21 protein-coding genes are annotated in these 17,926 nt (G+C 68.3%); 6 read left to right on the top strand and 15 right to left on the bottom strand.

From position 1 onward, the window contains the following. Positions 1-35: 35 nt before the first annotated feature. Both ccrA and GEV27_RS06145 read left to right on the top strand, forming a co-directional pair. A complete protein-coding gene (gene ccrA / locus GEV27_RS06150; protein ID WP_309222069.1) occupies positions 36-1,373 on the top strand; it encodes a crotonyl-CoA carboxylase/reductase in 1,338 nt (445 codons plus the stop codon). Positions 1,374-1,493: 120 nt separating this feature from the next. Next, positions 1,494-2,684 carry a DivIVA domain-containing protein gene (locus GEV27_RS06145; RefSeq protein WP_194944140.1) on the top strand — a complete coding sequence of 397 codons (1,191 nt, stop codon included), beginning with the start codon at positions 1,494-1,496 and terminating at the stop codon, positions 2,682-2,684. 21 nt (positions 2,685-2,705) lie between these two features. On the opposite strand, the gene GEV27_RS06140 is transcribed toward GEV27_RS06145, so the two are convergent. Genes GEV27_RS06140 through GEV27_RS06130 form a run of 3 tightly spaced genes read right to left on the bottom strand, consistent with a single transcriptional unit; the run spans position 2,706 to position 5,020 of the window. Next, on the bottom strand, positions 2,706-3,500 hold the full coding sequence (locus GEV27_RS06140; protein WP_153653467.1) for an alpha/beta hydrolase: 795 nt from the start codon (positions 3,498-3,500) through the stop codon (positions 2,706-2,708). A 17-nt stretch (positions 3,501-3,517) separates the two neighbouring features. Then, positions 3,518-3,784, bottom strand: a complete 267-nt coding sequence (locus tag GEV27_RS06135) for a hypothetical protein (RefSeq protein WP_153653469.1) — start codon at positions 3,782-3,784, stop codon at positions 3,518-3,520. A gap of 42 nt (positions 3,785-3,826) precedes the next feature. Next, complete coding sequence (locus GEV27_RS06130; RefSeq protein ID WP_153933698.1) at positions 3,827-5,020, bottom strand: 3-hydroxyacyl-CoA dehydrogenase family protein; 1,194 nt, start codon at positions 5,018-5,020, stop codon at positions 3,827-3,829. An 89-nt stretch (positions 5,021-5,109) separates the two neighbouring features. On the opposite strand from GEV27_RS06130, the gene GEV27_RS06125 reads away from it, so the two are divergent. After that, positions 5,110-5,520, top strand: coding sequence for a hypothetical protein (locus GEV27_RS06125; RefSeq protein ID WP_194839846.1), 411 nt, complete (start codon positions 5,110-5,112; stop codon positions 5,518-5,520). Then, positions 5,517-6,194, top strand: coding sequence for an endonuclease NucS (nucS, locus tag GEV27_RS06120; RefSeq protein WP_153653473.1), 678 nt, complete (start codon positions 5,517-5,519; stop codon positions 6,192-6,194). Before GEV27_RS06125 ends, nucS begins: the two co-directional genes overlap by 4 nt. A gap of 104 nt (positions 6,195-6,298) precedes the next feature. Here the strand turns inward: nucS and GEV27_RS06115 are convergent, their stop codons facing one another. Beyond that, positions 6,299-6,832, bottom strand: coding sequence for a ferritin (locus GEV27_RS06115; protein ID WP_309222068.1), 534 nt, complete (start codon positions 6,830-6,832; stop codon positions 6,299-6,301). Between the two features lie 55 nt (positions 6,833-6,887). Between GEV27_RS06115 and GEV27_RS06110 the strand changes: the two genes are divergently transcribed. After that, on the top strand, positions 6,888-7,052 hold the full coding sequence (locus tag GEV27_RS06110; protein ID WP_228764922.1) for a hypothetical protein: 165 nt from the start codon (positions 6,888-6,890) through the stop codon (positions 7,050-7,052). 190 nt (positions 7,053-7,242) lie between these two features. On the opposite strand, the gene GEV27_RS06105 is transcribed toward GEV27_RS06110, so the two are convergent. Next, positions 7,243-9,231, bottom strand: coding sequence for a protein meaA (locus GEV27_RS06105; protein ID WP_153933697.1), 1,989 nt, complete (start codon positions 9,229-9,231; stop codon positions 7,243-7,245). A 91-nt stretch (positions 9,232-9,322) separates the two neighbouring features. Here GEV27_RS06105 and GEV27_RS06100 point away from each other — a divergent pair, with 91 nt between their 5' ends. Next, on the top strand, positions 9,323-9,895 hold the full coding sequence (locus tag GEV27_RS06100) for a cob(I)yrinic acid a,c-diamide adenosyltransferase (protein WP_153653477.1): 573 nt from the start codon (positions 9,323-9,325) through the stop codon (positions 9,893-9,895). Positions 9,896-9,980: 85 nt separating this feature from the next. Here GEV27_RS06100 and GEV27_RS06095 read toward each other — a convergent pair whose 3' ends face one another. The 10 genes from GEV27_RS06095 to atpB all read right to left on the bottom strand — a co-directional run bounded on the left by GEV27_RS06095 (position 9,981) and on the right by atpB (position 17,782). Further along, positions 9,981-10,232 carry a hypothetical protein gene (locus GEV27_RS06095; protein ID WP_153933696.1) on the bottom strand — a complete coding sequence of 84 codons (252 nt, stop codon included), beginning with the start codon at positions 10,230-10,232 and terminating at the stop codon, positions 9,981-9,983. Between the two features lie 136 nt (positions 10,233-10,368). After that, entirely contained in the window at positions 10,369-10,815 is a 447-nt protein-coding gene (locus tag GEV27_RS06090) for a DUF2550 domain-containing protein (protein ID WP_153653480.1), read from the bottom strand. Between the two features lie 21 nt (positions 10,816-10,836). Then, the gene (locus GEV27_RS06085; protein WP_153653482.1) at positions 10,837-11,232 is read right to left on the bottom strand and encodes a F0F1 ATP synthase subunit epsilon; all 396 of its coding nucleotides are present in this window, start codon (positions 11,230-11,232) and stop codon (positions 10,837-10,839) included. Further along, positions 11,232-12,683 carry a F0F1 ATP synthase subunit beta gene (atpD, locus tag GEV27_RS06080; RefSeq protein ID WP_153653484.1) on the bottom strand — a complete coding sequence of 484 codons (1,452 nt, stop codon included), beginning with the start codon at positions 12,681-12,683 and terminating at the stop codon, positions 11,232-11,234. The genes GEV27_RS06085 and atpD overlap by 1 nt, the downstream gene beginning before the upstream one ends. Positions 12,684-12,688: 5 nt before the next feature. Next, positions 12,689-13,621: a F0F1 ATP synthase subunit gamma gene (locus GEV27_RS06075; RefSeq protein WP_153933695.1), complete on the bottom strand. Its 933-nt coding sequence runs from the start codon at positions 13,619-13,621 to the stop codon at positions 12,689-12,691. Positions 13,622-13,623: 2 nt separating this feature from the next. Continuing rightward, positions 13,624-15,264: a F0F1 ATP synthase subunit alpha gene (gene atpA, locus GEV27_RS06070; protein ID WP_153653488.1), complete on the bottom strand. Its 1,641-nt coding sequence runs from the start codon at positions 15,262-15,264 to the stop codon at positions 13,624-13,626. Positions 15,265-15,316: 52 nt separating this feature from the next. After that, on the bottom strand, positions 15,317-16,117 hold the full coding sequence (locus GEV27_RS06065) for a F0F1 ATP synthase subunit delta (protein WP_153933694.1): 801 nt from the start codon (positions 16,115-16,117) through the stop codon (positions 15,317-15,319). Next, entirely contained in the window at positions 16,117-16,656 is a 540-nt protein-coding gene (locus GEV27_RS06060) for a F0F1 ATP synthase subunit B (RefSeq protein ID WP_153653492.1), read from the bottom strand. Before GEV27_RS06060 ends, GEV27_RS06065 begins: the two co-directional genes overlap by 1 nt. A 23-nt stretch (positions 16,657-16,679) precedes the next feature. Continuing rightward, a complete protein-coding gene (gene atpE, locus GEV27_RS06055) occupies positions 16,680-16,868 on the bottom strand; it encodes an ATP synthase F0 subunit C (protein WP_153911113.1) in 189 nt (62 codons plus the stop codon). A 107-nt stretch (positions 16,869-16,975) separates the two neighbouring features. Further along, positions 16,976-17,782 carry a F0F1 ATP synthase subunit A gene (gene atpB, locus GEV27_RS06050; protein WP_153653496.1) on the bottom strand — a complete coding sequence of 269 codons (807 nt, stop codon included), beginning with the start codon at positions 17,780-17,782 and terminating at the stop codon, positions 16,976-16,978. Positions 17,783-17,926: the final 144 nt, after the last annotated feature.

The raw sequence follows: 17,926 nt of genomic DNA, 5'->3' as shown, positions 1-17,926 counted from the left end.
GTAACATCGCCGGAACCAACCTGGAGGTTCCACCCGTGCAGCAGATCCTCGATGCCATCCTCGCCGGCGACACCGCCCCCGAGGACTTCGCTTCCATCGCCCTTCCCGAGAGCTACAAGGCGGTCACCGTCCACAAGGACGACGTCGACATGTTCGAGGGCGTCGCCAGCCGCGACAAGGACCCGCGCAAGAGCCTGCAACTCGACGAGGTGCCCATCCCCGAGCTCGCTCCGGGCGAGGCTCTGGTGGCCGTCATGGCCAGCGCGATCAACTACAACACGGTGTGGACGTCGATCTTCGAGCCGGTCTCGACGTTCGGCTTCCTGGAGCGCTACGGCCGCCTGTCGGAGTACTCCAAGCGCCATGACCTGCCGTACCACGTGGTCGGCTCGGACCTGGCCGGCGTCGTCCTGCGCACCGGACCCGGCGTCAACCTGTGGAAGCCGGGCCACGAGGTCGTCGCGCACTGCCTGTCGGTCGAGCTGGAGAGCCCCGACGGCCACGACGACACGATGATGGACCCGCAGCAGCGCATCTGGGGCTTCGAGACGAACTTCGGCGGCCTCGCGCACCTCGCGATCGTCAAGGCCAACCAGCTCATGCCCAAGCCCGACCACCTGTCGTGGGAGGAGGCCGCGAGCCCCGGCCTGGTCAACTCCACGGCGTACCGCCAGCTGGTGTCCAAGAACGGCGCCAACATGAAGCAGGGCGACGTCGTCCTCATCTGGGGCGCCTCGGGCGGCCTCGGCTCGTACGCGACGCAGATGGCACTCAACGGCGGAGCCATCCCGGTGTGCGTGGTGTCCTCCCCCGAGAAGGCCGACATCGTCCGGTCGCTGGGTGCCGAGCACGTCATCGACCGCTCGGCCGAGGGCTACACGTTCTGGAAGGACGAGCACAACCAGGACCCGAAGGAGTGGCAGCGCTTCGGCAAGAAGATCCGCGAGCTCACCGGCGGCGAGGATCCTGACATCGTCTTCGAGCACCCGGGCCGCGAGACGTTCGGCGCCTCGGTCTACGTCGCTCGCAAGGGCGGCACGATCATCACCTGCGCGTCGACCTCGGGCTACATGCACCAGTACGACAACCGCTACCTCTGGATGAACCTCAAGAACATCAAGAGCTCGCACTTCGCCAACTACCGCGAGGCGTGGGAGGCGAACCGGCTCATCGAGAAGGGCCTCATCCACCCGACCGTCTCGAAGGTCTACTCCCTCGAGGAGACCGGCCAAGCCGCGCTCGACGTGCACCAGAACAAGCACCAGGGCAAGGTCGGCGTGCTGTGCCTCTCCCCCGAGGAAGGACTGGGCGTCCGCAACGAGGAGAAGCGGGCCCTGCACATCGAGGGCATCAACCGTTTCCGCGGGGTCTGAGAGACCGCTAAGACCCTGCTCCGACGCGGGGGCACGACCGCTCACGGTCGTGCCCCCGCAGTTCTTCGGCGGGTAAGGTGGAGCACGTCACCCGAACACCTGCCACGAATGGGATCATGCATGTCCGACCAGCCCGGATTGTCCATCTTCGACGCAGCCGACCGGTCGGCCGACGCCTCGTTCCCGCTGGCGCGCCGCGGCGGGTATGACACCGATGCGGTGGACGCATGGGTCCGCACCCAGTCCGCCGAGCTGCACCGTGCAGCGGATGACCTGAGGGCACTGCAGGCCGAGAACGAGAGCTTGCGCGAGGCGGTCGACTCGCTCACCGCGCGCATCGAGGCGTTCGAGCGCCCCACCTACACCGGCCTGGGCAACCACGCCGCCCAGCTGCTCGGGCTGGCCGAGCAGGAGGCCGAGGTCGTCCGCAGCCGCGCCGTGCGCGACGCTGACGAGCTCGTCGCCAAGGCCGAGGAGGAGGCCACGCTGGTGCGGGTCGCGGCCGAGCACGAGGCCGAGCAGATGCGCAGTCAGGCCATCGTCGAGCTCGAGGACAAGCGCAAGCAGCTGCTCGAGGACGTCGAGGCGATGCGCGCCGAGGCATCCGCGCAGGCCGACGACCTCCTCGCCCAGACGCAGCGCGAGGTGGCCCAGCTCAGGCTCGCCGCCGAGCAGGAGGCGCAGAACATGCGCCTCGGGGCGACCCGCGACGTCGAGCAGGCCCGTGCGGCCGCCGACCGCGAGGTGACCGAGGCCCGCCGCGTGCTGGCCGTGGAGAAGGAGCGTCTCGCCCGCGAGGCCGCCGAGAACCACGCCTCGGCCACCGACCAGACCGCCAAGCTGGTCCAGGACGCCGAGACCCGCGCGAGCGCTGCGGACGCCCGTGCCCGCGAGGCCATGGCGCAGGCGGCCAAGGCTCGTGAGGCCGCGACCGCCGAGGCCGCTCGCGTCATGGAGAACGCTCGCACCGAAGTGGCCCAGCTCATCGCGAGCGCGACCGCCGAGGCGCAGAAGATCCGGGTGACCGCGACCACCGAGGCGGACCGGCACACCCGCACGCTGCGGGCCGAGGTCGAGGACCTGCAGCGCCGGCGCGAGGGCATCCTGGCCCAGATGGGGCAGCTGCGCGACATCGTCTCGTCGTTCGCCCCCACCTCGGTCGAGGTCACCCAGCCCGACGCGGTGGATGAGGACGACGCGGTGGACACCGACGAGGTCGAGGTCGCCGAGGCTGCCGAGACCGAGCCGGTCGATGCAGCTGCGGCCGCCGAGCCCGAGCCTGCCGTCCAGCAGCGCAAGGACGCCAGCTAGCACCGTCGCCCGGGCTGCGCCTCAGTCCGGCGGTGAGGGGCGCGGCTCGCTGAACGCAGCGACCGTCCGGTCGGCGTACGCCATGGAGTCGGCGCGCTCCATCGGACCGTCCCACGTGCTCGGCAGGGGCACGGACGCTCCGGGCGCGAGCTTGCGCACGATCTCGTCGAGGACCCGCTCGGAGTCGCCGACCCAGAGGTGCTTCGCGCCGTCCACGCCGATGACCTCGGCCTGCGGGATCGCGGCGAACCGCTCCCGCGCCTCGGGCGGCTGGAGGTAGTCGTCGTGCTCGGGGACGAGCGCCGTGACGGGGCGACCGGAGTCGGCCCACGCCTGCAGGTGCTCGGGCCGCGAGTAGCGCAACGGTGGCGAGAGCAGGACGGCTCCCTCGACCGACGGCTCGAGGCCGTACATGAGCGCGAGGTCCGTGCCGAACGACCAGCCCACGACCCAGATGTGGGGCAGCTCGGCGAACTCCGCGTGCTCGACTGCCGCTGCGACGTCGAACCGCTCCCCCACGCCGTTGTCGAACGTCCCCTCGCTCGTGCCCTGGACGCTGGACGTGCCGCGGGTGTTGAAGCGCAGCACTGCGACGTCGGCGAGGGCCGGCAGGCGGTATGCAGCCTTGCGGAACAAGTGGCTGTCCATCATGCCGCCGTGCGTCGGCAGCGGGTGCAGGCAGATCATCGTGGCCACCGGGTCCCGGTCGAGCGGGAGCGCGAGCTCGCCGACCAGGGACAGGCCGTCGGCGGTCTCCAGCGTGATCGGCTCGCGTCGTGCCGGCAGCACGGAGTTGCCGCGGATTCTCTCGGTCATGTCGTCCGTCCTCGGTGTCAGTGGCGCCGCGCCCAGCACGCGGTGTGCCAGTGGCGTCGTTCGTCGATCGCAGCCTCGCTCAGCAACGCCTTCTCGACCGGCCAGACCACCAGGTGGCCGAGGCCGCGGCCGATCAGCTGGGAGCACCCGGGACAGCGATAGTCCTTCATGGACGAGCCGCGGGTCGCGCGCACGTACCACTCGCCGTCAGCCTTGCGCTCACGCTGCTCGGGGGCCGCCCGCAGCGGCGGGGTCGACGGTCGGGCGACACGTCGACGGGGCATGGCTGCAGTCTACGGAGCGCGCCGAGGACGGTCCTCGGACCCTCAGTACGCGTGGAAGCCCGCACCGGTCTTGCGACCGAGCTTGCCCTCGGACACCAGCCGCTCCAACGTCGCCGCCGGCCGCCAGCCCGCGTGACCGAAGGTGTCGAGCAGCGAGCGCTGGATCGCGAGCGACACGTCGTTGCCGACCACGTCGAGCAGCTGGAACGGCCCCATCGGCAGCCCCGTCGCCTTGAGCGCCTCGTCGATCTCGTCCAACGGCGTGCCCTGCGCCTCGTGCAGCCTGATCGCGTCGTTGAGGTAGGGGAACAGCAGTGCGTTGACGATGAATCCGGCCCGGTCGCCACACGACACCGGGTGCTTGCCGGTGGCGAGGCACAGCGCCCGCACGGTCTCGTCCACCTCGACCGAGGTCTCGTCGGCCGTCACGACCTCGACGAGCTTCATGACCGCGGCGGGGTTGAAGAAGTGCATGCCGATGACGTCCTGCGGGCGCTGGGTGGCGGCGGCGCAGGCGTTGATCGACAGCGAGGAGGTCGTCGTGGCGAGGATCGCACCCGGCTTGGCGATGCGGTCCAGGTCGGCGAACAGCTCGAGCTTGATGTCCAGGTCCTCGGCGATGGCCTCGACGATGATGTCCGCATCGGCCAGCGCGGAGCGGTCGGTTGCGCCGGTGAGGCGCGCGAGCACCGCTGTCTTGCCGTCCTCGTCGAGCTTGCCGCGGGAGACCGCCTTGTCCAGGCTCTTCGTGATCGCGGCGACGACGCCGGCGACCTTGTCCTCGCCGCGACCGACGAACGTCACGGCGTACCCCGCCTTGGCGAAGACCTCGACGATCCCCGACGCCATGGTGCCGGTGCCGACGACCCCGACGCGCTCGATCGAGTGGCGCAGCTGCGGGGCGTCCGCGCCGGCGGCATCGACGGAGGCCGCGAACGTCCGGCCCTGCTCGGCGTTCGCGACGAGCACGGCGGCCGGCTGGTGGAGCTCGTCGCCGGTCTCGGCGTACAGCTTGTCCAGTCCCGTCACGACGGCCTGGGCGCCCCAGGCGTCCACCAGGGCCAGGGGCCCGATCGGGTAGCCACATCCGAAGCGCATCGCGGCGTCGATGTCGGGCGCCGTGGCGTAGCCGCTCTCGTACATCGTGGCCGCGTGGTTGAGGTACGGCAGCAAGAGCGCGCGTGCGATGTCGGCGGGTGCGTCACCGGCCGAGAGGCGATCGACGATTTCCTGCATGGCTACTCCTCAGTAATAAGACGGTCGTGACACACTAACGGCTCACTGCAGCTGGCCAATATGGGAGAACGATGAAACAACGTGTGACGATGGCCACAGCCGCGATCGGCCTCGCCCTGACGGCCCTGGCCGGATGCGGCTCGGACTCCGAGGGCACCAGTGACGGCCCCTCAGGCGGTGGCGAGGTGACGTCGCCCGCCGCGACGTCGACGCCCACCCCGGCGATCACGACCGAGGCCCCCTCGGTCGACCCCGAGGCCGACGGCGCCGCTGCCCTGCGCGGCGACTGGGAGATCCCCTCCGAGGACTACGTGCTGCACCTGATCGAGGACGGCACCTTCGTGCAGGACTACCAGGGCATCAAGGACTTCCGGACCGGCAAGTGGTCCGTCGAGGGCGACACGATCTCGCTCGTGGGCGATGACGGTGACACCGACAAGGGCACGATCAAGGGCGAGACCCTGGTGTTCACGCTCGGTACGGCCACGAGGGTGAAGTGAGACTGGTCATCGCCCGTTGCCAGGTCGACTACGCAGGACGGCTCGCCGCCCACCTGCCGCTGGCCACCCGGCTCATCATGGTCAAGAACGACGGGTCGGTGCTCATCCACTCCGACGGCGGCTCCTACAAGCCGCTGAACTGGATGAGCCCGCCGTGCACGCTCCGCGAGGGGATCTCCGACGACGGCGTCGCGGAGTGGACCGTCACGGCCGGCAAGACCGACGACACGCTGCGCATCCGCATCGAGGAGGTCCTGCACGACTCCGCATTCGACCTCGGCGTCGATCCGGGCCTGCAGAAGGACGGGGTCGAGAAGCACCTGCAGGAGCTGTTGGCCGAGCACACCTCGGCCCTGGGCGCGGGCATGAGCCTGGTCCGGCGCGAGTTCATGACGGCGATCGGCCCGGTTGACCTGCTGTGCAAGGACGCGGCCAACGCCTCGGTCGCGGTCGAGATCAAGCGCCGCGGCGACATCGACGGCGTCGAGCAGCTGACCCGCTATCTCGAGCTGATGAACCGCGATCCTGCGCTGCGTCCGGTGCGTGGCATCTTCGCAGCACAGGAGATCAAGCCGCAGGCGCGCGTGCTCGCGCACGACCGAGGCATCGAGTGCGTCGTCGTCAACTACGACGAGCTCCGCGGCATCGACGACCCCAGCCTCCGCCTGTTCTGACCCCCCGGCCCCGGCCCCCGCCCAGATTTGCGGGCTCCTGCACGTTTCTACGGCGCAAAAGCGTGCAGAAGCCCGCAAATCGGGGTCGGGGTGGGGGTGGCTGGCTACGCGCCGGCGATCGGGGGCGCGGTCGGGTCGTCGCCCGCGGCCTTGTCCTCGCGGGCGATCCAGTCCTCGATGCGCTCGTAGTCGGCCTTCGAGCGGGTCACGACCGCCAGCAGGTCGCTCATCTTCGACAGCTCCTCGACCTGCTCCTTGATGAACCACTGCATGAACTGGTCCGAGGCGTAGTCGTGGTTCTCCCGCGCGATACGGGTCAGGTCGTTGATCTGCGCCGTCACGCGCTTCTCCTGCTCCAGCGCCGCGGCGACCGGCTCGACGACGTCGCTGAAGTCGATGCGCGGTGCGGGCAGGGCCGGGATGACCGGGACGTGGTCGGCGTCCAGGAGGTACTGGACCATCATCATCGCGTGGTCCCGCTCCTCGCGGGCCTGCTGATAGAACAGCGCCGCCATCTGGGGCATCGTGAGCGCGTCGTAGTAGGTCGCGATTGCGACGTACTGCTGGTGCGCCGCGAACTCGTGGCCGATCTGCTCGTTGAGCCGCTCGACGAATGCTGGTGCTGCCATGTGTCCCATGCCTCCATTGTCATGCGTAAGGCGAGCCTCACCTCACGCTGGTACCGTGTGCGTCGTGCCCAAGCCGCCGAAGAAGAAGTGCTGCAGCGACAAGCCTGCCTGCAAGCGCTGCCCTCTTCGCATGCTCAAGGAAGGCACGCTGCCCGAGGGCTACACCGTCAAGAAGCGCAAGCTGGTCAAGGTCAAGAAGGACAAGACCAGGGCCGACGTCGCTGCCTGACGACGCGAGCCTAGGACACCGTCCGCCCCGCTCGCCACGTAGGAATGGCTAGCCTCAGCCCGCCCCCCGGGTCCCAGGTTTCCCAGGAGGACCCCGGAATCCTGCACCTCTCCCCTGTCGTACGCGGGGTGAGGTGACGGGAACCGGGGATCTCCTGGGAAACTGCGGCCGGGCGGGGCCGGGGCCGGGGTCAGGCGAGGCCGCGGGCCTTGCGGATCTCGTCGACGATCCGGGCCATGATCGACGTCATGCCGAAGTCCTTGGGCGTGAACACCGCAGCGACCCCGGCGGCCTCCATGCGACGACCGTCCGAGTCCGGGATGATGCCGCCGACGATCAGCGGTACGTCGTCGAGACCGGCCGCGGCCATCTCCTTCTGCACCTCGGGCACCAGCTCCATGTGGGAGCCGGACAGGATCGAGAGACCGACCGCGTGCACGTCCTCGGCCACTGCCGCGGCGACGATCTGCGCGGGGGTGAGCCGGATGCCCTGGTAGACGACCTCGAAGCCGGCGTCACGAGCCCGGACGGCGATCTGCTCGGCGCCGTTGGAGTGCCCGTCCAGACCGGGCTTGCCGACGAGGAAGCGCAGGCGCGTGCCCAGCTGCTCGCCCGTCTCGCGGACGCGATCGCGCACCGCCGTCAGCTCGGCGCCGGCCTCGGCGACGCTGGCGACGCCGCTCACGCCCGTGGGCGCGCGGTACTCGCCGAACACCTCGCGCAGCGCACCTGCCCACTCGCCCACCGTCGCGCCTGCGCGTACGGCCTCGAGGGTGGCCGCCATCAGGTTGGCGTCGGTCTTCGCCTCACGCTGGAGGCGGTGCAGCGCCTCGTCGACCGCCGCCTGGTCGCGCTGCGAGCGCCACGCCTGGACGTCGGCGACGGCATTGGCCTCGGCCTGCGGATCGGCGGTCATGATCGCGGTGTCCAGATCCGCCGTCAGCGGGGACGGCTCGGTCTCGACGTAGGAGTTGACCCCCACGACCTTCATCTCACCGGCCTCGATCTTGGCCCGGCGCTCCGAGTGCGATCCCACGAGCGCCTGCTTCATGTAGCCGGACTCGACCGCCGCGACGGCGCCGCCCATGGCCTGGACGCGGTCGATCTCGGCCTTGGCGCCCTCCACGAGCTCGGCGACCTTGGCCTCGACCACGACCGACCCCTCGAAGATGTCGTCGTACTCCAGCAGATCGGACTCGAACGCGAGCACCTGCTGCAGACGCAGCGACCACTGCTGGTCCCACGGCCGGGGCAGCCCCAGCGCCTCGTTCCACGCGGGCAGCTGCACGGCCCGGGCGCGGGCGTCCTTGCTCAGCGTCACGCCCAGCATCTCCAGGACGATCCTCTGGACGTTGTTCTCCGGCTGCGCCTCGGTCAGGCCCAGCGAGTTGACCTGCACGCCGTAGCGGAAGCGCCGCATCTTGGGATCCTGGACGCCGTAGCGCTCGCGGGTGATCTCGTCCCACAGCCGCCCGAAGGCGCGCATCTTGCACATCTCCTCGACGAACCGGACACCGGCGTTGACGAAGAACGAGATGCGCCCGACGACCTTCTCGAACTCCTCCTGCGGCACCTGGCCTGAGTCGCGTACGGAGTCCAGCACCGCGATCGCGGTCGTGAGGGCGTACGCGAGCTCCTGCGTGGGCGTCGCACCGGCCTCCTGCAGGTGATAGCTGCAGATGTTGAGCGGGTTCCACTTGGGGATCGTCGTGACCGTGTACGCGATCATGTCCGTCGTCAGCCGCAGCGACGGCGCGGGCCCGAAGACGTACGTGCCTCGGGACAGGTACTCCTTGATGATGTCGTTCTGGGTCGTGCCCTGCAGCTGCGACGGATCGACGCCCTGCTCCTCGGCCGCGACCTGGTACATCGCGAGCAGCCACATCGCGGTGGCGTTGATCGTCATCGAGGTGTTCATCGTCTCGAGCGGGATGTCCTGGAACAGCCGCCGCATCGCCCCGAGGTGCGGGATCGGGACGCCGACCTTGCCGACCTCTCCCCTGCTGAGCTCGTGGTCCGGATCGTAGCCGGTCTGGGTGGGCAGGTCGAACGCCACCGACAGCCCGGTCTGGCCCTTGGCCAGATTGCGTCGGTACAGCGCGTTCGACTCCGCCGCCGAGCTGTGGCCGGCGTACGTGCGCATCACCCAGGGCTTGTCGGGCGCAGTCTTGTCAGGCATGGGGGTCAGGCTACCGCTCGGTAGCTGCGGGGGTCACGAGTTCGATGGGGCGTCATGGCTCACATCCCGTGGACGTCCTAGTATCGCGAGCATGGTCAACCTGACACGGATATACACGCGTACCGGCGACGACGGCACGACGAACCTCGGCGACATGAGCAAGACCAGCAAGCTGGACCTGCGCCTGGCTGCCTACGCAGACGTCGACGAGGCGAATGCGCAGATCGGCTTCGCGATCGCCGTCGGCGGTCTCGACGAGGACGTCGTCGCAGTGCTGACGCACATCCAGAACGATCTGTTCGACGTCGGCGCCGACCTGTCGTGCCCGGTCGTGGAGAACCCCGAGTACCCGCCCCTGCGCGTCGAGGCGGACTACGTCGACCGCCTCGAGGCCTGGTGCGACCACTACAACGAGCAGGTGCCCAAGCTGCGCTCGTTCATCCTGCGAGGCGGCACCCCCGCCGCGGCGGCCGTGCACATCGCGTGCACCGTGACGCGGAGGGCCGAGCGCTCGGCCTGGGCAGCGATCGCGGAGCACGGGGACACCATGAACGCGCTGACCGCCAAGTACCTCAACCGCCTCAGCGACCTGCTGTTCATCCTCGGTCGCTACGCCAACCGGGAGACGGGCGACGTGCTCTGGGTCCCGGGCGGCGAGCGCTGACCCAGCAGACAAACCGCGCAAACGCCGACGCGCGGCTCACCGGCATCATGCCGGGAGCCGCGCGCGGGTGTGGTGCTGTGTGGGATCAGTCCCAATCGATGCGCTGGGTGGAGTAGCCACCACCGCTGCCGGCCGCGGGGGCCGGGGCGTCCCAGTCGATGGCCTTGCCCGGGGCGTCCCAGTCGATGACGCGAGGGGTGGAGATCTTGGGAGCGAATCCCTTGACCTTGACGACCGACTTCTCCGACGGAGCAACTGCGGAGGCGCCGGTGGCCGGGCCGAGGCCGATCACGGCGATGGCTGATACGGATGCGGCAACAACGAGACGCTTGAACACAGGGCACCTTCTTGTTCCAAAGGGACTCGCCCCGAACTCGGGTCGAGAAGAACTGTCTTGATTCTCCCCCGCAACTCCGGCGCCCGTCAACCACAACGCAGGAATCGTACAGGTGTACAGAGTCCCCCTCGGGGACTCAGAGCACCTTGTTGACCCGCTGACCCGGAGGCGACGACTCCAGCCAGGACAGCAGGCCGGTGAGCGCATGCGGGCTCATGGCCAGCTGCCGCACACCGGACGCATTCTCCGTGCTGACGATCAGGTGGCCGGCCTGCACCGCGTGCACCTCGCTGCCGACCGGGTCACGACGACCGTCGATCCGGACGTCGCCCCGCGTGAAGCGGTAGCGCGGGCGCATCGACACCGAGAACGTCCGGAACCATTCGAGCTCGGTGTCGCGGTAGACCGCGAGCCCCAGCATCCAGCCCTTCGCCGGTACCGACGCGCTCCGGTTGACGCTCATGTCGAACGTCCCTCCGGACCGCGCCAGCAGCCGACGTCGGAACAACAGCCAGATGACCAGCAGGACGACCGCAGCCACCACGAACGCGAGGGCATCGACCATCCACCACCACAGGGGCACGGCGATCTCCCTCCTAGAGCGTCAGGACGCCTTGTCGACGAGGCGCAGCTTGGCCTCCGCGCGCAGGACGGCATCAGCGTCCTCCGCAGCGGTCGCTGCCTCCAGCTCGGACTTGACCGCAGCCGCGTCGATCTCCGAGGCGAGGAACGCATCCTCGCTCAGGATCGACACGTGGTCGTCCGCCACCGACAAGAATCCCTCGCCGACCGCGGCCCTGACGACGTCCTCACCCTCGAGAGGGTGGATCTCGACGACACCGGGAACGAGCACCGACAGGAGCGGCGCGTGGCCCGCCAGCACGCCGAGGTCACCCTCGACGGTGCGGGCGATGACCTCGCGCGCCTGACCCGACCACACGACGCGGTCGGCAGCCACCAGCTCGATCTGCAGCGAGGACGTTGAATCGTTCGCGGCCATCAGAGGCTCTTCTGGATTTCTTCCCACTTCTTGTCGACGTCTTCGAGACCGCCGCACATGAAGAAGGCCTGCTCAGCCACGTGGTCGTACTCACCGTCACAGATCTTGGTGAAGCCGTCGATCGTCTCGTCGATGGAGACGGTCGAGCCCTCGATGCCGGTGAACTGCTTGGCCACGTAGGTGTTCTGGGACAGGAAGCGCTGGATGCGACGCGCGCGGGACACGAGCGTCTTGTCCTCCTCGCTGAGCTCGTCGACACCGAGGATCGCGATGATGTCCTGGAGCTCCTTGTTGCGCTGCAGGATGCTCTTGACGCGGTTCGCGGTGTTGTAGTGCTCGGCGCTGATGTAGCGCGGGTCGAGGATCCGCGACGTCGAGGTCAGCGGGTCCACGGCCGGGTAGATGCCCATCGAGGCGATCTCACGGTTGAGCTCGGTCGTCGCGTCGAGGTGAGCGAACGTCGTCGCCGGAGCCGGGTCCGTGTAGTCATCGGCCGGCACGTAGATCGCCTGCAGCGAGGTGATCGAGTGACCACGCGTCGAGGTGATGCGCTCCTGGAGCACACCCATCTCGTCGGCCAGCGTCGGCTGGTAGCCCACGGCCGAGGGCACACGGCCCAGCAGCGTGGAGACCTCGGAGCCGGCCTGCGTGAAGCGGAAGATGTTGTCGATGAACAGCAGCACGTCCTGCTTCTGGACGTCGCGGAAGTACTCGGCCATCGTCAGGGCCGACAGGGCGACGCGCAGACGCGCTCCCGGCGGCTCGTCCATCTGACCGAAGACGAGGGCGGTCTGTCCGAGGACGCCGGCCTCCTCCATCTCGACGATGAGGTCGTTGCCCTCGCGGGTGCGCTCACCCACGCCGGCGAACACCGACACACCACCGTGGTCGCGGGCCACACGGGCGATCATCTCCTGGATGAGCACCGTCTTGCCGACGCCTGCACCACCGAAGAGGCCGATCTTTCCGCCCAGCACGTACGGCGTCAGGAGGTCGATGACCTTGATGCCGGTCTGGAACATCTCGGTCTTGGACTCGAGCTGGTCGAAGTCGGGGGCCTTGGCGTGGATGCCACGACGCTCCTTGACCTCCCACACCTCACCCTCGGCGAGGTTCATGACGTCGCCGGTGGTGTTGAACACCTTGCCGAGCGTCTCGTCGCCGACGGGCACCATGATCGGTCCGCCGGTGTTGATGACCGTCGCGCCACGGACGATGCCGTCCGTGGGGCGCAGGCTGATCGCGCGGACCAGGCCGTCACCGATGTGGAGGGCGACCTCGAGGGTCAGCGTCTCCTTGACGCCGGCCACCTCGGTGTCGACCTTGAGCGCGTTGTACATGTCCGGGATGGCGTCGCTCGGGAACTCGATGTCGAGCACCGGGCCGATGACGCGCGCTACCCGGCCCGTGGCCAGCTCGGTGGTCTGGGTCTCTGCGGTGTTGGTAGTCATCTCTCTCACTCACTCCCAGCGGAGGCGTCAGCAAGCGCGTTGGCGCCGCCCACGATCTCGCTGATCTCCTGGGTAATACCGGCCTGGCGGGCCTGGTTGGCTGTTCGGGTGTACTTCTCGATGAGGTCCTGCGCGTTGTCCGTGGCCGACTTCATGGCCTTCTGCCGTGCCGCCAGCTCCGAGGCCGAGGCCTGCAGCAGGCAGTAGTAGATCCGGCTGTGGATGTACTTGGGCAGCAGCGCGTTGAGCACCTCGTGCGCGGACGGCTCGAACTCGTAGAGCGGCAGGACGTCGTCCTCGGCCGGAGCCTCGGTACCCGCCACGACCTCGAGCGGGAGCAGACGGATGACGTCCGGCTCCTGCGTCAGCATCGACTTGAACCGGGTGAAGACCACGTGCAGCTCGGCTGCCGCGACCGCGGGGTCGATCGTCTCCTCCTCGGACTCGTCGATGTGGAACGTCCGGACCAGCGTGTTGCCGATCTCCTTGGCGTTGGCGTACTCCGGCTTGTCGGAGAAGCCCGTCCAGGACTGCACGTACGGACGGTCGCGGAAGTTGTAGTACGCCTCGGCCTTGCGGCCCGAGAGGTACAGGTCGACTTCCTTGCCCTCGCTCTGCAGCTTCTCGACGAGGCGCTCGGCCTCCTTCATGACGGACGCCGAGTAGGCGCCCGCGAGACCACGATCGCTCGCGATGACCAGCACCGCTGCCTTCTTGGGGTCCGCCTTCTCCGTCGTGAGCGCGTGCTCGACGTTGGAGAAGGTGGCCACGGCAGACACGGCGCGCGTGAGCTCACGGGCGTACGGCGCTGCCGCCGCCGCCCGCTGCTGCGCCTTGATGATGCGCGACGCAGCGATGAGCTCCATGGCGCGGGTGATCTTCTTGGTCGCCTGGGTGGACCTGATCTTCGCGCGTAGCTCGCGTACCGATGCTGCCATCGTCAGCCCCGCTTCTGCTTGACGATCTGCTCCTGCGAGACGTCTTCGTCGGTCAGCGGGTCGAACTCTTCGTGACCGGCCTTGATCGAGTGGCCCTCAGAAGTCTCGAACTGATCGGTGAACGAGTCGTACGCAGCCTCGAGAGCCTGCTTGTTGTCGTCCTCGAACTTGCCCGTCTCGCGGATCGCCGCGAGGACGTCGCTGTGCGAGCGCTTCAGGTAGTCCAGGAACTCGGACTCGAAGCGGCTGATGTCCTCGACCGGAACGGCGTCGAGCTTGCCCGACGAGGCGGCCCAGATCGAGACGACCTGGTTCTCCACGGGGAACGGAGCGTACTGACCCTGCTTGAACAGCTCCATGATGCGCTGACCACGGGCGAGCTGCTGCTTGGACGCGGCGTCGAGGTCCGAGGCGAACATCGCGAACGCCTCCATCGCGCGGTACTGCGCGAGCTCGACCTTCAGCGAACCGGTGACGGCCTTCATCGACTTCTGCATCGCTGCACCACCGACCCGCGACACCGAGATGCCGACGTCGACAGCGGGACGCTGGTTGGCGTTGAACAGGTCCGACTGCAGGAAGATCTGGCCGTCGGTGATCGAGATGACGTTGGTCGGGATGTAGGCCGACACGTCGTTGGCCTTCGTCTCGATGATCGGCAGACCGGTCATCGAGCCGGCGCCCAGCTCGTCGCTGAGCTTGGCGCAGCGCTCGAGCAGACGCGAGTGCAGGTAGAACACGTCGCCCGGGTACGCCTCGCGTCCCGGCGGACGACGCAGCAGCAGCGACACGGCGCGGTACGCCTCAGCCTGCTTCGACAGGTCGTCAAAGATGATGAGGACGTGCTTGCCCGCGTACATCCACTCCTGGCCGATGGCCGAGCCGGTGTAGGGGGCGAGGTACTTGAAGCCGGCCGAGTCCGAGGCGGGAGCCGCGACGATCGTCGTGTACTCCAGCGCGCCGGCCTCTTCGAGCGCTCCACGCACGGCGGCGATGGTCGAGCCCTTCTGGCCGATCGCGACGTAGATGCAGCGGACCTGCTTGGTCGGATCGCCCGACGCCCAGAACTCCTTCTGGTTGATGATCGTGTCGATCGCGATCGCGGTCTTGCCGGTCTGGCGGTCGCCGATGATCAGCTGGCGCTGGCCGCGGCCGATGGGCGTCAGCGAGTCGATCGCCTTCAGGCCCGTCATCATCGGCTCGTGCACGCTCTTGCGCTGCATCACGTTGGGAGCCTGGAGCTCCAGCGCGCGACGCTTGTCGGTCTTGATCTCCCCGAGGCCGTCGATGGGCTTGCCCAGCGGGTCCACCACGCGGCCGAGGTAGGCGTCACCGACGGGGACCGAGAGGACCTCGCCCGTACGACGGACGGTCTGTCCCTCCTCGATGCCGGAGAACTCACCCAGGATGACGACGCCGATCTCGCGAACGTCCAGGTTGAGCGCCAGGCCCAGGGTGCCGTCCTCGAACTCGAGGAGCTCGTTGGCCATGGCCGAGGGAAGACCCTCGACGCGGGCGATGCCGTCACCGGCGCTCGCCACGATGCCGACCTCTTCGGTCGATGCAGCGCTGGGCTTGTAGTCGGCCACGAACTTCTGCAATGCGTCGCGGATCTCGTCCGGACGGATCGTGAGTTCCGCCATGTGTCTGCCTGCCTTCTTGGATTTGGAGAAAGTGCTGTCGGGGAGGGTGTTACTAGCCTGCAAGGCGCCTACGGGCGATCTCAAGGCGGGTGGACATGGAGCCGTCGACAACCTCGCCGGCGACGGAGACGGTGATGCCTCCGATGACCGCTGGGTCGATGACGATGTTCAGGTGGATGTCGCGCCCGTACTTCGCGGCCAGGGCCGCGGCGAGACGCTCCTCCTCGCCGGCGTCGAGCGCCGTGGCGACCCGCACCTCGGCGAGCAACCGGTTGCCACGAGCGGCTGCGGTCTCGGCGAACGCTGCGAGCGCCCGCTCGAAAGACCCGGTACGTGCCGCGACGGCCTGGCTGGTGAGGGCCAACGTCGTGCCCGTGACCTTGTCGCCGAGCAGATCGACCAGCAGCTGCGTCTTGGCCGCCACGGGCAGAGCCCGGTCGGAGACGGTCTGGCGCAGCTCGCCGTCGGACCGCACGAGGCGGCCGACCTCGAACAGCTCGGTCTCGACCGCGCTGAGCTCGCCCGCGGCGTCAGCCGCAGCGACCAGGGCGGTCACCCCGGCCAGCTCGAGACCGTCGCTCATGTCGCGACCCGAGGCCCACCGTCCGGTGGCCGCGATCTCGACGATCCTGGCCGCGTCCGGGCTGACCCGCGGGCCGAAGACCTGCTGGGCCAGTCCGGCCCGGGCCGGCGACTCGGTGGACGGGTCGGTCAGCACGCGGCGCAGGACAGGGTTCTGGTCGAGCACGGCGACGACGCCGAACAGCTCGCCGCCGAGGTCACCCAATCCGGACGTGACCGCGCCGACGGCGGCCAGGACCTCGTCGAGGGACTTCGCTGAAATGCCTCGCATCAGTTCGCCGACTCCTCGAGCTCGGCGATGAACCGCTCGACCGTACGCTTCTGGGCCGCGGAGTCGTCGAGAACCTCGCCGACGATGCGACCTGCGAGCGCGGTGGCCATGGATCCGACCTCACCCTTGAGCTGGGCGAGGACCTGAGCACGCTCGGCCTCGACCTGCGCGTGCGCGGTCGAGGTGATGCGCTCGGCCTCGGCCTGGGCCTGGGCCCGCAGCTCGGCGATGATCTGGGCCCCCTGCTCCTTGGCCTCCTCGCGGATGGCGGCAGCTTCCTGACGCGCTCCGGCGAGCTGGGCGGTGTACTCCTCGAGAGCGGCCTTGGCTTCCTTCTGGGCAGCCTGGGCCTCCTCGATACCGCCTTCGATGGCCGCGGTGCGGGCGGCGTACGCCTTCTCGAAGTTCGGGACGACGTACTTCCAGATCGCGAACACCACGATCGCGAAGACGACCAGACCGAGGACAAGCTCGCTCCATTCGACCGCGAGCGGGCTGTGCTCTTCACCCTCGGCAGCTGCGAGCAGTGTCGTAAACATGGCGATTCCTGTCGGCTACTGGATCAACTGAGGACGAAGGCGAGCGCGATGCCGATGATGGCCAGCGCCTCCGCGAGGGCGAAGCCCAGAATGGCGATTGCCTGCAGGCGAGCCTGCGCCTCGGGCTGACGTGCGACGCCGTTGATGTAGGCGGCGAAGATCAGGCCGATGCCGATGCCAGGACCGATCGCGGCGAGGCCGTAGCCGATCATGTTCACTGAGCCGTTGAGAGTGCCGTCCACGGCATTTCCTTTCGTTGTGACGCAACTGTTGCGCCAAGGGGAGGAGCTATGAAGTTGTAGGTCTGGGGTGATCTTTGTCAGTGCTCGTCGGCGAGCGCGCCGCCAATGTACATCGCGGTGAGCAGCGTGAAGACGTACGCCTGCAGGAACATGACCAGCAGCTCCAGGAAGCTCACGAGGATGCCGAGGATGAACGACAGGATGCCGACGGGGGCGTACGCGAGCTTGTCGGACTCGAAGATGAGGTAGGCCGCGCCGGTCGAGAACAAGATGAGCAGCAGGTGGCCGGCGAACATGTTCGCGAACAGACGAAGGGCCAGCGTGGCGGGCCGCACGACGATGTTGGAGAGGAACTCGAGCGGGATGAGCAGGACCAGGATCGGGCCCTTCATGCCGCCGGGAACGGTCTGGCGACGCAGGTAGCCGAAGAATCCGTGGCGGGCGATGCCCACACCGTTGTAGACGAACCAGGTCAGGGCCGCGAGGCCGTAGACGTAGCTGATGCGCGAGAACGTCGGGAACTGCAGGAACGGGAACACGCCGTAGTAGTTGTTCACGAAGACGAACAGGAACAACGAGAACAGGTACGGCACGAACTTCATGAAGTCCTGCGTGCCGATCGAGTCACGGGCGATGCCGTTGCGGACGAAGCCGTAGACGGCCTCGCCGGCGAACTGCAGGCGGCCCGGGACGACGGCGGCCGGGCGGGCCATGACGTACGTGACCGCGATGATCAAGACGCCGGACAGGACGATCAGGAGCATCGACTTGGTGACGTCGAGGCCACCGATGCTGAACGCGGGCGGGAGCTGGAAGTTGCCCGGACCCGGGGCGGTGAAGCCTTCGGCTACGAAAGTCAGCGATGCTGCGGTCGTCACGTACATACCCTTCAGATGGCGCGGTCACTAGTCGGTGCGGCTACGGCCTGCGTCATGCTATGCGGAACCGGCGGCCCCGCTGGCGTCAGTGGCCCGCGGTGCTGTCTGATGCCACAAGGGACGCGACTCCACGACCAAGTCTTGGTTGTT

The organism is Aeromicrobium sp. S22, from assembly GCF_009661045.1.
Classification (GTDB): domain Bacteria; phylum Actinomycetota; class Actinomycetes; order Propionibacteriales; family Nocardioidaceae; genus Aeromicrobium; species Aeromicrobium yanjiei.
The sequence above is the reverse complement of the archived record's forward strand: the minus strand, read 5'-3'. Positions and strand labels throughout refer to the sequence as shown.

Excerpts from the sequence above, each read along its gene's own strand:
- GEV27_RS06145 (WP_194944140.1), top strand. The coding sequence starts at position 1,494 with ATGTCCGACCAGCCCGGATTGTCCATCTTCGACGCAGCCGACCGGTCG.
- GEV27_RS06140 (WP_153653467.1), bottom strand. The coding sequence starts at position 3,500 with ATGACCGAGAGAATCCGCGGCAACTCCGTGCTGCCGGCACGACGCGAG.
- GEV27_RS06135 (WP_153653469.1), bottom strand. The coding sequence starts at position 3,784 with ATGCCCCGTCGACGTGTCGCCCGACCGTCGACCCCGCCGCTGCGGGCG.
- GEV27_RS06130 (WP_153933698.1), bottom strand. The coding sequence starts at position 5,020 with ATGCAGGAAATCGTCGATCGCCTCTCGGCCGGTGACGCACCCGCCGAC.
- GEV27_RS06125 (WP_194839846.1), top strand. The coding sequence starts at position 5,110 with ATGGCCACAGCCGCGATCGGCCTCGCCCTGACGGCCCTGGCCGGATGC.
- GEV27_RS06115 (WP_309222068.1), bottom strand. The coding sequence starts at position 6,832 with ATGGGACACATGGCAGCACCAGCATTCGTCGAGCGGCTCAACGAGCAG.
- GEV27_RS06105 (WP_153933697.1), bottom strand. The coding sequence starts at position 9,231 with ATGCCTGACAAGACTGCGCCCGACAAGCCCTGGGTGATGCGCACGTAC.
- GEV27_RS06100 (WP_153653477.1), top strand. The coding sequence starts at position 9,323 with ATGGTCAACCTGACACGGATATACACGCGTACCGGCGACGACGGCACG.
- GEV27_RS06085 (WP_153653482.1), bottom strand. The coding sequence starts at position 11,232 with ATGGCCGCGAACGATTCAACGTCCTCGCTGCAGATCGAGCTGGTGGCT.
- atpD (WP_153653484.1), bottom strand. The coding sequence starts at position 12,683 with ATGACTACCAACACCGCAGAGACCCAGACCACCGAGCTGGCCACGGGC.
- GEV27_RS06075 (WP_153933695.1), bottom strand. The coding sequence starts at position 13,621 with ATGGCAGCATCGGTACGCGAGCTACGCGCGAAGATCAGGTCCACCCAG.
- atpA (WP_153653488.1), bottom strand. The coding sequence starts at position 15,264 with ATGGCGGAACTCACGATCCGTCCGGACGAGATCCGCGACGCATTGCAG.
- GEV27_RS06065 (WP_153933694.1), bottom strand. The coding sequence starts at position 16,117 with ATGCGAGGCATTTCAGCGAAGTCCCTCGACGAGGTCCTGGCCGCCGTC.
- GEV27_RS06060 (WP_153653492.1), bottom strand. The coding sequence starts at position 16,656 with ATGTTTACGACACTGCTCGCAGCTGCCGAGGGTGAAGAGCACAGCCCG.
- atpE (WP_153911113.1), bottom strand. The coding sequence starts at position 16,868 with ATGATCGGCTACGGCCTCGCCGCGATCGGTCCTGGCATCGGCATCGGC.
- atpB (WP_153653496.1), bottom strand. The coding sequence starts at position 17,782 with ATGTACGTGACGACCGCAGCATCGCTGACTTTCGTAGCCGAAGGCTTC.